Raw genomic sequence first — 14,210 nt, 5'->3', positions numbered from 1 at the left:
CGTCTTTTGACTTCCAACCAGGCTGTATCTGCGGTGTAGCCTGAAGCAGCTCCTCCACCTGCTGGAGCGATTTGATGAGCCGTGTGTCCATTATGATTTTCATCCAGTAATTTTGGACGAAAGATCAGAAATCACAGGCTCATTTCATTTTGGAAACAAGGGCTCCGTTCAGGCTCATTTCATATTGGAAGAGACTAATTCTTGATTATTTTGCAGAAAAGGATATAGACTGTTACTGTTATATTTAAAGAGCAAAGGGCTGTCAGGGATTAACTGACCAATCAGGAATCTGGCCCAGACAGGGCAGCCGTTATAAACACTCGCAGGGTCTTAATTTTAGCTGTCCCTTATCATAATAAGTCATACACTTTCTGACCTTCCTGCAAACAACGGCCAATTTCCATTCAATTTAACATTCGCAAAACTACTGGTTATGCATCTTACCGAACTGAAGAAAAAGTCTGTTCCTGAACTTCTGGCTATAGCGAATGAAATGGGTCTCGAAAACCTTGCCCGTTCCAGGAAGCAGGACGTAATTTTTACGATACTTAAACGCCATGCTCGCAGTGGTGAAGATATCTATGGCGATGGCGTTCTGGAGATTCTCCAAGATGGCTTTGGCTTCCTGCGCTCCGCGGATAGTTCCTATCTTGCCGGCCCAGACGATATTTACGTATCCCCCAGCCAAATTCGCCGATTCAATCTGCGAACAGGCGATACCATTTCAGGAAAAATTCGTCCGCCAAAAGAAGGTGAGCGTTATTTTGCCCTGCTGAAAGTTAATGAAATTAACTTTGACCAGCCTGAAAATGCCCGTAATAAAATCCTCTTTGAAAACCTTACGCCTCTGTTTCCACAAGATCGAATGATGATGGAAATGGGCAACGGTGCCACTGAAGATTTGACTGCCCGCATCATTGACCTTGTTGCACCTATTGGTAAAGGTCAGCGTGGCCTCATCGTTTCGCCACCAAAAGCCGGTAAAACGTTAATGCTGCAGAACATTGCAGCTAACATTGCCCGCAATAACCCAGAGTGCCACCTCATCGTTCTGCTGATTGATGAACGCCCTGAGGAAGTGACAGAAATGTCCCGCTCCGTCCGTGGCGAAGTGGTGGCTTCAACCTTTGATGAGCCTCCATCACGTCACGTTCAGGTGGCAGAGATGGTGCTGGAGAAAGCCAAGCGATTGGTTGAGCACAAAAAAGACGTGGTTATCCTGCTGGATTCCATCACCCGTCTGGCTCGTGCATACAACACCGTTATTCCATCTTCTGGCAAGGTGCTCACCGGTGGTGTGGATGCTCATGCTCTGGAACGCCCAAAGCGTTTCTTCGGTGCCGCACGTAACATTGAAGAAGGCGGCAGCCTGACCATTCTGGCGACTGCTCTGGTGGATACCGGCTCCAAAATGGACGAAGTTATCTTCGAAGAGTTCAAGGGTACCGGTAACATGGAACTGCACCTTGACCGTCGTGCTTCTGAGAAGCGTGTGTTCCCTGCTATCGGCATTAACAAGTCCGGTACTCGTCGTGAAGACCTTCTAACGTCTGAAGAAGAGCTGCAGCGTATGTGGATTCTTCGTAAAATTCTGCACCCAATGGATGAAATTCAAGCGATTGAATTCCTGTTGGATCGCATGAAGCATACGAAGACCAACGAAGAGTTCTTCCAGTCCATGAAGCGGAAGTAATCTCTGCCACTGCTCAAGATTGCTGCGAACCATGTTCGGGCAATCTTGAGTGGTAATTCCCTCCAAATTCCCTTTCAATGCCCCTCACTATTTTTCGTAAAGCCGTCCTGATAATAAAGAAGAAGTCACTATGAAATATAAGGATCTCCGGGATTTCATAAAGCAGCTGGAAAAGCAGGGTGAGCTCAAACGAATCACTCGGGAAGTGGATCCGGTTCTGGAAATGACAGAAATCTGCGATCGAACCCTGAAAAAAGGCGGCCCTGCCCTGTTGTTTGAAAACCCGAAGGGCTTTGACATGCCTGTGCTGGGCAACCTGTTTGGCACCCAGAAACGGGTAGCCATGGGCATGGGACAAACCGATATCAGCGCCCTGCGCGAAGTCGGTGAGCTACTGGCTTACCTGAAAGAACCTGAGCCACCGAAAGGCTTTAGAGACGCCATGGAAAAGCTCCCCATCTTCAAGCAGGTGTTGAATATGGGGCCAAAAGTTGTGAAATCCGCACCCTGTCAGGAAGTGATTTTGCAAGGCGATGAGGTGGATCTGACCAAGATTCCTATCCAAACATGTTGGCCCGGAGATGCAGCCCCTTTAATCACCTGGCCTCTGGTCATTACCAAAGGACCGGAGAAAGACCGCCAAAACCTGGGGATTTATCGTCAGCAATTGCTGGGCAAAAATAAATTAATTATGCGTTGGCTGTCCCATAGAGGCGGTGCGTTGGATTTCCGGGATTGGCAGCAAAAGCATCCTGGTGAACCTTTTCCTGTCTCTGTCGCCCTTGGTGCTGACCCTGCAACGATTCTGGGTGCAGTAACACCGATACCAGACACACTCTCAGAATACGCCTTTGCAGGCCTTCTGCGAGGCAGTAAAACGGAACTGATCAAAAGCCGGATTAATGATCTTCAGGTGCCAGCCAGTGCCGAGATTGTTTTGGAAGGTTTTATCTATCCCGGTGAGATGGCGGATGAAGGTCCGTACGGTGACCACACAGGCTACTACAACGAAGTAGAGTCATTCCCGGTGTTTACCGTTGAGTGCATTACACATCGCCGTGATCCGATCTATCACAGCACCTACACCGGTCGTCCGCCGGATGAGCCTGCCATTCTCGGGTTGGCGTTTAACGAAATCTTTGTCCCTATTCTGAAAAAGCAGTTTCCGGAAATTGTCGATTTTTATCTTCCTCCGGAAGGTTGTTCCTATCGCATGGCAGTGGTCACCATGCGCAAAGAATATCCCGGTCATGCCAAGCGGGTAATGTTGGGCGTCTGGTCATTCTTACGGCAGTTTATGTATACAAAATTCGTGATTGTGACCGATGATGATGTCAACGCCCGAGACTGGAATGATGTAATATGGGCCATGACCACTCGGATGGACCCGAAACGGGACTCGGTATTTATAGAGAATACGCCCATCGACTATCTGGATTTTGCATCACCGGTTGCGGGGCTTGGTTCAAAAGTGGGGTTTGATGCCACCAATAAGTGGCAGGGCGAAACATCCCGGGAATGGGGGACGGCAATAGCCATGAGTGACTCTATTCGGCAGCGGATAGATGATATCTGGGATGAGCTGGGTATTGATTAGCAGCATCCGCGTATTGTACGAGAGCGGACTGTTATCCAAATTTAGAGGTAGGGATATTCATGACAACTAATCAAGGCAGTCAGAATAAAAGCACGTCACAGACGTTCCTGACAACAGAGCTTCAGCTACTGACTGAAGACGTGTATCGCGTCATTCTGACAGCAGAAGCCGGCTTTGTTCCCGATTACAAAGCCGGCCAGTATCTTGAAATCATCGTTGATGGCGATGCGATGGCTTTTTCGATTGCCAGTGCACCGATGCCGCAACAGAAGACACTGGAGCTGCATATCCAGAAACTTCCCGGGAAACCCAATTCAGAAAAACTGTTCAGTGCGCTGGAGAGTGGCAACGTTCAGGTCATAATGGCAAAAGGTCAGTGCTGTCTGGACACAATACCAAACCGCCCTCTGGTTTTTATTGCTGCAGGCACTGGCTTTGCGCAAATGAAAAGCATGATTGAATTTGTGCTGTTATCTGGGCAAGAAAGAGATATTCACTTCTATTGGGGAGCCCGTTCACCAGAAGGCTTCTATATGCCAAGCCTACCAGTGCAGTGGTCTTCAACTCGTTTGCACTATCACCCTGTGGTGAGCGATGCCAATGAAAAAGATAGTTGGAAGGGTCGCCAGGGTTTGCTGTTTGAAGCGGTAATAGACGACAAAGACCATTTGAATGGCAGTGAAGTGTTCATCAGTGGCTCTCCTCAAATGGTTTATGCCACTTATGACGCTTTGGTGGAAGAAGGCTTTGATACCGAGGCTTTTCACTCGGATGTATTTGAATACGCACCAAGAGCTTAATCATTTCTGGGATACAATATTCTCAATTATTCTCCATTTTTCTTCTTAAGAAAATACGACAGAACTACAAAGTAGAATTCTGTCGTATTTATTCATTTGCTATTCTCATGGAAAAAGCCCGTCCCTTGTCTATATTCAGACCCGAGTGTGATCAATACAAGGTACGGTATTTAACATGCAACCAGCACCCCCAAAAAAAGATCAGGAAGGATTTAAAAATAGTCGGGTTAGACAAAAGAATATTCAAGTGATTCTTGAGGCGGCGGAAGAGGAATTTGTTGCCAGCGGTTATAAAGGGGCATCTATTCGGGATATTGCCCATCGGGCGGGTCTGCCAAAGGCCAATGTTCACTATTACTTTAACAGTAAGATTGAACTTTATAGTGCTGTTCTCAGTCACATAATGGAGCTCTGGCAGTCGGTGTTCAGCGGGCTGAATCCGGAAGATGAGCCTGGCACCGCCTTTCGAAAATTTATACATGCAAAAATGAAATATGTGGTTGCTCACTCCAAGGCATCCAGAATATTCAGCAGTGAAATACTTCATGGTGCTCAACATCTGAAAGAGCACATGCATCCATTCAATGATTGGATTCAGGAAAAATCAGAAGTCATTCAGGGGTGGATTGCTCAGGGGAAAATGAAATCTGTTGATCCGGTTCATCTGTTATTTTCCATATGGGCGACAACTCAGTACTATGCTGATTACAGTGCGCAGGTTGCTTTCGTATTAGGAAAAGAAACATTAAGTGAGCAGGATATCGAGTCTTACACCGACAGTGTTTGTCAGATTATTCTTGTTGGTGTGGGTTTGGATATTTGAAAGGGAGTAAGCCTTGAAAGGCTTACTTGGCCGTGATTTTTGAAAGCACTGCAGGTGTTACCCTGCAGATACCACTTCAAGCTTGTCCACCTTCTGGAAGCCTCTAGGCAATTTGTTGCCCCGACGCCCTCTTTCTCCACTGTAATGCTCAAGGTCTGAAGATTTCAAGGTGACATGGCGTTTGCCAGCATAAAGCGTCAGAGCATCACCTTCATTGAGAAGGGTGATCTGGCTCATAAGTTCAACACGGTCTGCCGCTCTTGCAGAAGGAATACTGATAATCTTGTTGCCTTTTCCGCGCCCAAGCTTTGGTAGATCCTTTAGTGGGAATAGCAGCATACGCCCTTCGTTAGTGATGGCTGCCAATAATGGGTCATTACCTTTGACCGGTATCGGCTCAATCACCTGGGCGTTCTTAGGCAGGTTCAGCAGCACTTTACCGGCTTTGTTTTTACTGACCATGTCAGAGAATTGGGTGATAAATCCATAACCAGCGTCACTGGCTATCAAGTAACAATCATTGGCATCACCAATGCACGCACCTTCAAAGGTGGCTCCAGACGGAGGGTTAATCCGCCCTGTTAATGGCTCTCCCTGTCCTCGGGCGGAGGGGAGATTATGGGTCGGCAGCGAATAAGCTCGACCGGTCGAGTCAAGAAAGACAGTGGTCTGATTACTCTTTCCCTTCGCAGATAAACGATATCCGTCGCCAGATTTGTAGTTGAGCGACAATGGATCAACATCATGCCCTTTTGCGCAACGCACCCAGCCTTTGTTAGAGAGCACAACCGTTACGGCTTCAGAAACCAATAGATCAGTCTGAGAGAGAGCCTGAGCTTCAGTGCGGACAACAATGGGTGAGCGCCGATCATCTCCGAACTCTTTAACGTCTGCTTTCAATTCTTTCTTGATAAGCGTCTTAAGACGTTTTTCAGAACTTAAGATCAGCTCAAGAGAATCACGCTCTTTTTCCAACTCGTCCTGCTCACCCCGAATTTTAACTTCTTCCAGCTTGGCCAGATGACGCAGTTTCAAATCGAGAATGGCTTCAGCCTGAATATCAGAGAGCCCAAAGCGCTCCATCAGCACAGGTTTTGGTTTGTCTTCTGAGCGAATAATTTCAATGATTTCATCTATGTTCAGGAAGGCAATCATCAGACCTTCGAGGATGTGCAGACGACTGAGCACTTTATCCAGACGATGCTGCAAACGACGACGGACCGTTTCACTACGCCAGCTCAGCCATTCGCTCAGCATGTTGTCCAGAGATTTCACCTGTGGACGACCATCGACGCCAATCATGTTCATATTGACCCGGTAAGTCTTTTCCAGATCAGTGGTGGCGAACAGATGATTCATCAAGCTTTCGGTATCCACCCGGTTGGATTTTGGCACGATAACCAGACGGGTTGGATTTTCGTGGTCAGATTCGTCCCGGAGATCCGCCACCATGGGCAGTTTCTTGGCTTGCATTTGCGCGGCAATTTGCTCAAGCACCTTAGCACCGGACGCCTGATGGGGTAATGCAGTAATCACAATATCCCCACCTTCGCTCTGGTAAACCGCGCGCATCCGCAGAGAACCTTTGCCATTCTCATACATTTTGATCAGGTCCGCGCGGGGGGTAATCAGCTCTGCTTCTGTTGGAAAATCCGGGCCTTGAATATGTTCACAGAGATCAGCGACAGTGGCTTTTGGGTGTTCAAGAAGGTGAATACAGGCATTGGCCACTTCCCGAAGATTGTGCGGTGGGATATCTGTGGCCATACCCACCGCAATCCCCGTCGTACCATTGAGCAGAAGGTTTGGCAGGCGGGCTGGCAGGATGGAGGGTTCATCCAGCGTACCGTCGAAATTAGGAACCCAGTCTACCGTTCCCTGACCCAGTTCGCCGAGCAGTGTATCGGCATAACGAGTCAGGCGGGACTCGGTATAACGCATGGCGGCGAAGGATTTTGGATCGTCGGGAGAGCCCCAGTTGCCTTGGCCATCCACCAAAGGATAACGATAAGAAAAAGGCTGAGCCATCAGCACCATGGCTTCGTAACAGGCGCTGTCACCGTGAGGGTGAAACTTACCCAGCACGTCACCTACGGTACGGGCAGACTTTTTGAACTTGGCGGTATTTTTCAGGCCAAGCTCACTCATGGCATAAACAATACGACGCTGAACCGGCTTAAGGCCGTCTCCAATATGTGGGAGCGCCCGGTCGAGAATGACGTACATTGAGTAATTCAGGTACGCATTCTCTGTATATGCTCTCAGGGATTGACGCTCAACCCCATCGTCGCCAATTATGATCTGCTCCGTCATGCTCAAACCTGTATCCGAGAAATGCCAGTAAATAGTGCATGATAGCAAGTAACTGCAGAGCTCTGAAAGTTCAGCCGCCTCGGTTGTTTTCTACATAGGGATTTCCCCAGCCCTGAACATCGCTGATCTGACGATTTCTTTCGGACTCCCAGCTCGTGACCGGGTACATTTTGTTCCAGGCTTCAAACAGCTTCCGCTCTTTGTTGCTGAGTTTGAATTTGTACTGATCCGACATATAAAGGTAGGTGCGGGCAATGCTACCCCGTTGTTTTTCCGGGGGTTGAGCCATGCGAGCTTTAAAGTCAACGTGGAAATCACACTGGCCGTAGTAATTGGGTGGGTTATTCAACATACCAAAACGATAGTTAGATCGGTCTCCATTCACCTCACCTACAGCAGGCACAAGGTTATGCAGATCGGCTTCCATTGCCCGAAACAGACGGTCGTTTTTTGTGCAGTTCTTTCTGCCACCTTTTTGCCAACATTGGCGCTGATGACCAAAAGCCCAGGCAGGCACCACATGCTCCCACTCTATTCGATTGGCTCGGGTGAGTTGTTTGCGAACTGAATAGCCGCAGGCTTCCAGATCGGGCACCAGCTTCTTGCCCTGTTTTTTGATGGGGCAGCCACAGTAAAAGCTGGTTAAGTTTTTGTCGTATATTTTGGCTGCGACTCGTTTTGCGCTGGAAAAGCTGCTTGGCACACTGGCAAAAACCAGTGCAGGGAGGAATGTCAGAAAGATAAAAGATAATCGTCGTGTATTTAGGAAAGACATGAAAGATACAGGTTTTATTTTCGAGGTAGAGAAAGAGGCGACGAAGCGCTAAAGGCGTCGCCCTGAAGGAATAGAATACAAGTGTTGTTTAAAGGAGGGAATCAGAAATCGCAGCGCTGAACATACCGGCAACCATCATCATCAGGCCAATTCCGGCTCCGGATGTCAGTGATTCCCAGAGAGAAACCTGCTCGATGGTGAAATAATAAGCGGCACCTGCAAAAAACCATGCCCACCAGAAACCCAGAGAGGCCATTGCTGTCAGCCGAAAGCCGGTCGAGATCATCGTTTTCATTGTTTGCTCCCAAGCTGCATTAATCATTCATTCATTCATCTTATGCTTGGGAGCTCAAAAGCGGCATCAGGGTTTAACGCAGTGGGCTTCGGATATCGCTAATAGGTGTGTATGTGATGTGTCTGCTCTCACTTGCCAGAGGCGGCTGTTTGCCTGATAGACCCATGGCATATTTCATCACTTGGTTCACCGCGGGTGATAATTTTCCAGCAATGGTCAAGCCCGCATTTCTGAGTAACTGTAATGGACGACTCTGGTTACTAAAGCTGTGATAAAAGCCATCCATAACAGACATCATGAGGGCATTCTCTTTTCTGCGGGCATTTTCATAACGCTGAAGAACAATCTGGCTGCCTAGATCTTCTTTGGCTTGCCGGGCATTGATCAGAATCTCAATGAGCCAGGCAGCATCTTGAAAACCCAGGTTGACACCCTGACCGGCCAGCGGATTGATGGTATGTGCCGCGTCGCCTGCCAAAACGACGCCATGCTGGTAATAACGATGAGCGTGTCGACGGGCGATGGGAAAGGCACTGCGTTCGCAGACTTGACGTATTTCTGGAAGTTCTACTGGAAAAGTATCTGATAATACTTTTAAAAAAGCCTCACCCGAAAGGTTCAGTAATTCCTGAACTTTTTCCGGCTGGTGATACCAGACAATAGATGCATAACTTTTGCAGTTTACATCGGGCAGTGGCAGGAAGGCTTCAGGCCCCGTTGGCGTGAAAGCCTGCCAGGTGACGTCCTGACAACCGCCCGAAATTTCGACCGTAGCAACGAAGCATTGCTGTTCATAATCCCTTTGCTCAACGCCCAGTCCGGCGGATTGTCGAACTTTGGAGTTAGCGCCATCAGCACCAATCAACAGATCACCAGAAAAGCGGCGGCCGTCAGACAATACAACTTGCGGCTTTTCATCAGAAAGCTGCATGCTGTCTATGGTGACAGGGCAAAACAGTGAAATTTCTGAACAGGCTTTTGCGGCGGCTAATAGCCCCAGCTGCGTGACTCGGTTTTCAACAATGTAACCTAGCTGTTCATGCCCGATCTCTGCTGCATCAAACACGACCTGGTTCGCCCTTGAGGCGATTTCTTTTCCCCAGGGAGTGTGCAGTTTTTCCCATACGGCCATCCGACGATAAGGCGTCATCCGCATGGTTTCCATATGTGCCCATGCACCAAGGTTTTTTAGAATGTTTTCTGAGGCTGAGCTGAGTGCAGAAACTCTTAGCTCAGGTAGGCTATCCGCTGGTAAAGGCGCAGGTTCTGACTGATCAAAAAGGGCAACCCGAATGCCTTTGCTGCCGAGCCCGCAGGCGATCGCTGTGCCCACCATGCCAGCGCCGACAATCAGGACATCAAAGTGCGCTTCACAATTATTGATACTGGACATAGAGAGCCTGGAGCCCACTCCGTTTAGTGATGAGGTTGGAATTCGAATATACCCGTCGCCTTTCAAGTTGCTACTTTGTTGGCTGCTTTTATGCCCCCGGGTGCTCGCTCACCCCAATCACCTACTACTTGTAAGCTCATGGGGATTCACTCGGTTGCTGCCGCGTAGCAACTTGAAATCCTTTGGGTATAGTCTGCGGGATCTTTTCACCGGGAAGGTAAATAGTCAAATACTGAATGGTTGGGGACTGTCTGGTAGAGGTTGCCGCAAAACTCTAAATATCTCGCTCATCTCGTTCCCATGCTTCGCGTGGGAATGCATATCCCAGAACTGTCAAAGGGGTAGAAGTATGGGTTCCCACGCAATACCCAAAGGGCATAAAAGCATGGGAACCAGGGCTTTTGCGACAACCTCTGGTAGTGATTACGGAAGATCGTCTTCCTCATCATCAATATCGTCATCCCATTCTTCATCAAAGGCTTCGTCCAGCTCTTGGGTTTTACGATCGGAGATTTTCTTATTTCTGCGATCGCCCTTTCGGCGGGTTTTGCGCTTATCCAGAGGTATATTTTGCCCTTTTTCAGAACCTGAGCGGTCTATGTAAGGCTTTTGAGGTTTTTCAAAACCATCACCTTTCTGAAGCTTATCTTCATTACTGTGATCGTGATCCAAATGTGGTCGTGATGATGGGTTGATTTTCATACCTGAAAACTCCAGTGAGCCTCCTGCTCAATGTACTCTCTACATCATTTATACAATGGAGTGCAGATAGATGAAAGCTCTGGAGTGTTCATGATTGAAGACAAGATAATGGAAGATAGAGAGTTCTGCACATCAAGTCACCGGCAATCATGACACTTTAAACCATGGCTACCACCCGATTCGATGCCTCCGACAAAAACAAACGTCTGCTCACTGACATTCCATGTACCCAGCGTTTACCCGTTTGCACGGCATGGTTTTTAAGCGCTGGAAGCGTTCCCATCACGCGGCGGAAGCGGTTATTCCAGCGAATGGTTTTCAACCACTCTTCAGGATCAATATTCAACCGAAGCAAGATGGGTGGAACCGTCTCCAGAATACGACCACGTTTGTCTTTTCGAAAGATACGACCGGACCAGTCCACCAACTCAAGATAACAACTCAGCGCATAAGGGATAGCCAGGTCGGGGTTTTGCCCCGGTGCTTTGAAAGGTTTGAGGAAAGATGGTTGTCGCCTTGTTGTGCCTGTGGAGCAATAGCTACCGGCTCTTTCTTTGATAGATGTATACTCGGAAGTTTCTGGCGTTTTGGCTCGTACAGGGTTCAAATCAACATAAGCCATGCAGGTGAGTAGCGCTGCCTCATCAAGCAGTGCCTGGCTTTTGTAGCGTCCTTCCCACAAATTTATCCGAAATAAATTTGAACAGCTTCAGCTGGCCCGAAGGGGAAAAACCAAGGATGGTTTTTATAAAAGCGTCCTTTGCAACCGTCTTCTATATTCGCTTCACGGGCGAGGTGCTCGTTCAGGCAACGCATAAACCAGCTAATGTCGTTTTAAACGACGCCGGTATTCTTCTGTAAACTCTTCGAATTTCAACAGACTCCCTTTGTCCAATGTCACCCCTGCCAGGTAACGCTGAACCAGCATAGGGCCAGAGAACAACTGCGTCTAACGGGACAGCACTTCCTTCATGCTTCAGCCTGTTCGCGATGGATATTTGCCAGAGAATTTATCACGACCGCAAAGGAATGCACGACGTACACAGCGAGCCATGCAGTGATAGTACGGCGTGCTCGCTGGGTCTATAAGGTTTCTCCGGACAGTCGTCATGACTTCTGTACCTGATCATTAAAATTCTTAATGATCAAAAAGTAGATGAGCTGATCGGTTAGTCAAATTTATAGGTGTCCCTTATTTTCCCTTTAAAAACAGTTAATTACAGTTGATCTAGACCTATGTTTAACTGATTGAATTAATTCGGTTGCTAAGGTTATAGAAGGATTCTTCTTTTATTAATAAAGAACTGCTGGCATGGAGGTCATATGACCCAGAATATTGGACATTCCAGAGGCTTGCCGCTTCATCAATTGCCCAATAATGGACTTCAGAATAAGCAATCAGGAAAGATAAGCAGTGGTCTTTTGGCTGGTAGAAAGGTTATTACCAATGCTGGCGTTAAACAGTTACTCGGCACAGTAACTTCCGGGCCGGGAAAGAAGCTGTCGTCACGTACTGCAAGAATCAATCAGGCAAAACAGTACGTTAAGGATGTTAAAACCTTAAATAACAATATTAAAGATCAAATTAAGCAGAATCAGCAGGATGCAAAAAGTCGCCGCCAAGCATTATTCGAAAGACAAAAAGCCCGTCAGCAGCGCCATTCAAATATTAGGCGACCCAATGCTCGGTCGAACAACACAGGTAATAAGGTTTCTATAAATAAAAGTCCATTGGGTGATGTCACCATTAAGGCATATCGAAATATTAAGAGTAATAACGTTCAAAGGATTGGACAACAAAGTGTTGGGGGGGCAGGCATTGTAAAGGCTCAGACCAGACAAGGCGGAGCAAAATTAATGGCCTCAATATCTTCTGATAATCGGGCTTTTCTCCAGGGTGTTAAGGGGCTATCAACACACGTAAAAGTGTTGCAGGAACAGCTTAAAGAAGCATCTACACCTTTAGAGGTTAAACAGACCATTGCAAATGCAAAATCGTCAAAACTTTCTCCGCAGCAGAAAAGCGATTTTCACAATGGTCTGAGATCAGCGATTTTCCGGTTGGTAAAAAATCCGGATTCAGCCATAAAATTGGACGAGACCTTTATACGGCAGGCATTAAAAGGTGACTCTTTGGCAACCTCAACGGCATTAAACTATTTTGAAAAAGCATCTATAGCTCACTTGGAAGAGCGAAGTCACTTACTCAAAAATGGTCGTACTTATTCTGGCCCGTCTCACAAGCCAGAAACAAACCTTTCCTATAAAGCGTTGGTTAACCAGATTGCCAAAGCCGAATCAATAAATGACTTGAAGGCGGCCCTTGATAACAAGGTACGAACCGAGGCGCTGACGTCAGCACAAAAAAACCGTTTTAATAAAGTCATGTTGACTGTTGTTACTGCGTTGGCCAAAAATCCGAACTTCGTTGCTGAGTTGAGTGATGGCTTCATCTACTATGCATTGAACGGCGATGATAACAGCACTCAAGCGGTTATCAAGATGCGTGATAATACTATCGACAATACGCTTGAGCAAAGGCTGAATAACCTGAGAAAGTGATAATAACAATCCTGCTGTTAAATTATGAACAGTGCAGCCATTTTGGCCTACTAGATCTGCGTTGAAGTTCCTCGCCATAGCCACTACCCAGGGAGCATAAAGGCTATGACTCGTGCTTTGCCTTTATGAACGGTGGGTATTGCCCAATCGTTTAAAAAAATTACTCACTCCTAAATTGAAAGTCAAATTTGTGGGTGTCCCTTATTTCCGCCCGCTAGGAGGCTGTCGGACTTGAAAGTAAAAACCGGAGATGGGCCGCAATAAAGTCAAAAATCACAGAATCCAGTCTGGAAGTGCTGTTTATGTCGTCAGTCTCTTTTGCCCAAATATCCAAATGCATGCGACAAATAACCTGTAAGCTGAAATAAACTGCATAAAAATGATACTTTCCTGAAGATCTTTCAGCATCAGCGTAAACATCCGCTTCAGGTTAAAACCCATGCACAGAAGATCCCATTCAGCAGACACTGCTTCAAGACCACGGACCAGAAATTGACGGTATCCCATCACTTCCTTCTGTATCCCAAACGTTGGCTCAATGGTGCTTTTTCTCAATGCATACACCGCCCGTCCTTCCCTGGTTTGCAATCGCCAACGCATCAACTCCAGTGCGGTAACATCATCGCCTGCGGGCATCGGCTCATCGGGCTTAAAGCGCTCYAGTAAAGGTTTGTTATGGGCATCCTTCTTTTCTGCAATGTAAGGGATAGCTCCAAACTTATCCACAGCAGACACATTGCCCTGACTGAAGTAGCCCGTGTCGGCAAGAATCGCGCTGGGCTTGCCAATCTGCTCTGCACGAGAGGCCAGTTCTTCGAGGGCAGGCGCTACCTGTTGTTTGTCATTGGTCGCCTGAGTAATATGATTTTCAACAATAAGACCACTGTCGTTATCTACTGCGGCCTGCGCATTATAAGCCTGTACAAAACCGTTAGCAGACGTTGGCATTATGCGAGACTCCGGATCTGTCAGGTTGACTTGATCTTTGTCCCTGGGACCCGGCGTAGGGGCTTTCGGTTCTTTGCCCCGTGGCTTTTTTCCCGTATCTCTGATCGCATCACGACGGGCAACTTTGTCCTGGAATTCTGCCAGCTCTTGCTGATAACGTTCTTCAGCTCGTCGCTCAATTTCAGCTTTGGCATYGGCAATCACCTTGAGGCGATCTTCCCTGCGTTTCAKCTCATCAGGAATGGATAATTCGTCTGGCAATTTTTCAGTATCTGCTTTTTCAGCCATCCTGAGGAGCTCTTCAACTTC

At 47.5% G+C, this 14,210-nt stretch carries 13 protein-coding genes; 6 read left to right on the top strand and 7 right to left on the bottom strand.

Features of this window, described 5'->3' with window-relative positions; genetic code table 11:
• The first annotated feature begins 433 nt into the window (after window positions 1-433).
• The 4 genes from rho (at window position 434) to AKL11_RS06475 (ending at window position 4,913) form a co-directional block, all read left to right on the top strand.
• Window positions 434-1,693 (top strand): transcription termination factor Rho, encoded by a 1,260-nt coding sequence (rho, locus tag AKL11_RS06490; protein WP_067515785.1) that lies wholly within the window; start codon window positions 434-436, stop codon window positions 1,691-1,693.
• A 130-nt stretch (window positions 1,694-1,823) separates the two neighbouring features.
• Window positions 1,824-3,290, top strand: coding sequence for a 4-hydroxy-3-polyprenylbenzoate decarboxylase (ubiD, locus tag AKL11_RS06485; protein ID WP_067515784.1), 1,467 nt, complete (start codon window positions 1,824-1,826; stop codon window positions 3,288-3,290).
• Window positions 3,291-3,349: 59 nt separating this feature from the next.
• The gene (locus AKL11_RS06480; RefSeq protein ID WP_067515783.1) at window positions 3,350-4,090 is read left to right on the top strand and encodes a hypothetical protein; all 741 of its coding nucleotides are present in this window, start codon (window positions 3,350-3,352) and stop codon (window positions 4,088-4,090) included.
• A gap of 175 nt (window positions 4,091-4,265) precedes the next feature.
• Window positions 4,266-4,913 carry a TetR/AcrR family transcriptional regulator gene (locus AKL11_RS06475; RefSeq protein ID WP_067515782.1) on the top strand — a complete coding sequence of 216 codons (648 nt, stop codon included), beginning with the start codon at window positions 4,266-4,268 and terminating at the stop codon, window positions 4,911-4,913.
• Window positions 4,914-4,970: 57 nt separating this feature from the next.
• On the opposite strand, the gene parC is transcribed toward AKL11_RS06475, so the two are convergent.
• The 6 genes from parC to AKL11_RS26205 all read right to left on the bottom strand — a co-directional run bounded on the left by parC (window position 4,971) and on the right by AKL11_RS26205 (window position 11,073).
• A complete protein-coding gene (gene parC, locus AKL11_RS06470) occupies window positions 4,971-7,226 on the bottom strand; it encodes a DNA topoisomerase IV subunit A (protein ID WP_067515781.1) in 2,256 nt (751 codons plus the stop codon).
• Between the two features lie 70 nt (window positions 7,227-7,296).
• Window positions 7,297-8,001: an endonuclease gene (locus tag AKL11_RS06465; protein WP_067515780.1), complete on the bottom strand. Its 705-nt coding sequence runs from the start codon at window positions 7,999-8,001 to the stop codon at window positions 7,297-7,299.
• Window positions 8,002-8,089: 88 nt separating this feature from the next.
• Complete coding sequence (locus AKL11_RS06460; RefSeq protein WP_157673441.1) at window positions 8,090-8,296, bottom strand: hypothetical protein; 207 nt, start codon at window positions 8,294-8,296, stop codon at window positions 8,090-8,092.
• A 73-nt stretch (window positions 8,297-8,369) separates the two neighbouring features.
• Window positions 8,370-9,689, bottom strand: coding sequence for a UbiH/UbiF/VisC/COQ6 family ubiquinone biosynthesis hydroxylase (locus tag AKL11_RS06455; RefSeq protein WP_067515778.1), 1,320 nt, complete (start codon window positions 9,687-9,689; stop codon window positions 8,370-8,372).
• Between the two features lie 423 nt (window positions 9,690-10,112).
• Complete coding sequence (locus tag AKL11_RS06450) at window positions 10,113-10,391, bottom strand: hypothetical protein (RefSeq protein ID WP_067515777.1); 279 nt, start codon at window positions 10,389-10,391, stop codon at window positions 10,113-10,115.
• Window positions 10,392-10,548: 157 nt separating this feature from the next.
• Window positions 10,549-11,073, bottom strand: a complete 525-nt coding sequence (locus AKL11_RS26205; RefSeq protein ID WP_245673259.1) for a hypothetical protein — start codon at window positions 11,071-11,073, stop codon at window positions 10,549-10,551.
• Between the two features lie 56 nt (window positions 11,074-11,129).
• Here AKL11_RS26205 and AKL11_RS26425 point away from each other — a divergent pair, with 56 nt between their 5' ends.
• Both AKL11_RS26425 and AKL11_RS06440 read left to right on the top strand, forming a co-directional pair.
• Window positions 11,130-11,252, top strand: coding sequence for a hypothetical protein (locus tag AKL11_RS26425; protein WP_281180389.1), 123 nt, complete (start codon window positions 11,130-11,132; stop codon window positions 11,250-11,252).
• Between the two features lie 462 nt (window positions 11,253-11,714).
• The gene (locus tag AKL11_RS06440; protein ID WP_067515776.1) at window positions 11,715-12,953 is read left to right on the top strand and encodes a hypothetical protein; all 1,239 of its coding nucleotides are present in this window, start codon (window positions 11,715-11,717) and stop codon (window positions 12,951-12,953) included.
• A gap of 300 nt (window positions 12,954-13,253) precedes the next feature.
• Here AKL11_RS06440 and AKL11_RS06435 read toward each other — a convergent pair.
• Window positions 13,254-14,210: transposase (locus AKL11_RS06435; RefSeq protein ID WP_216636764.1), on the bottom strand; the 957-nt coding region annotated here is incomplete at its 5' end.

The sequence above is a fragment of the Endozoicomonas ascidiicola genome (genome assembly GCF_001646945.1).
GTDB lineage: Bacteria > Pseudomonadota > Gammaproteobacteria > Pseudomonadales > Endozoicomonadaceae > Endozoicomonas > Endozoicomonas ascidiicola.
The sequence above is the reverse complement of the archived record's forward strand: the minus strand, read 5'-3'. Positions and strand labels throughout refer to the sequence as shown.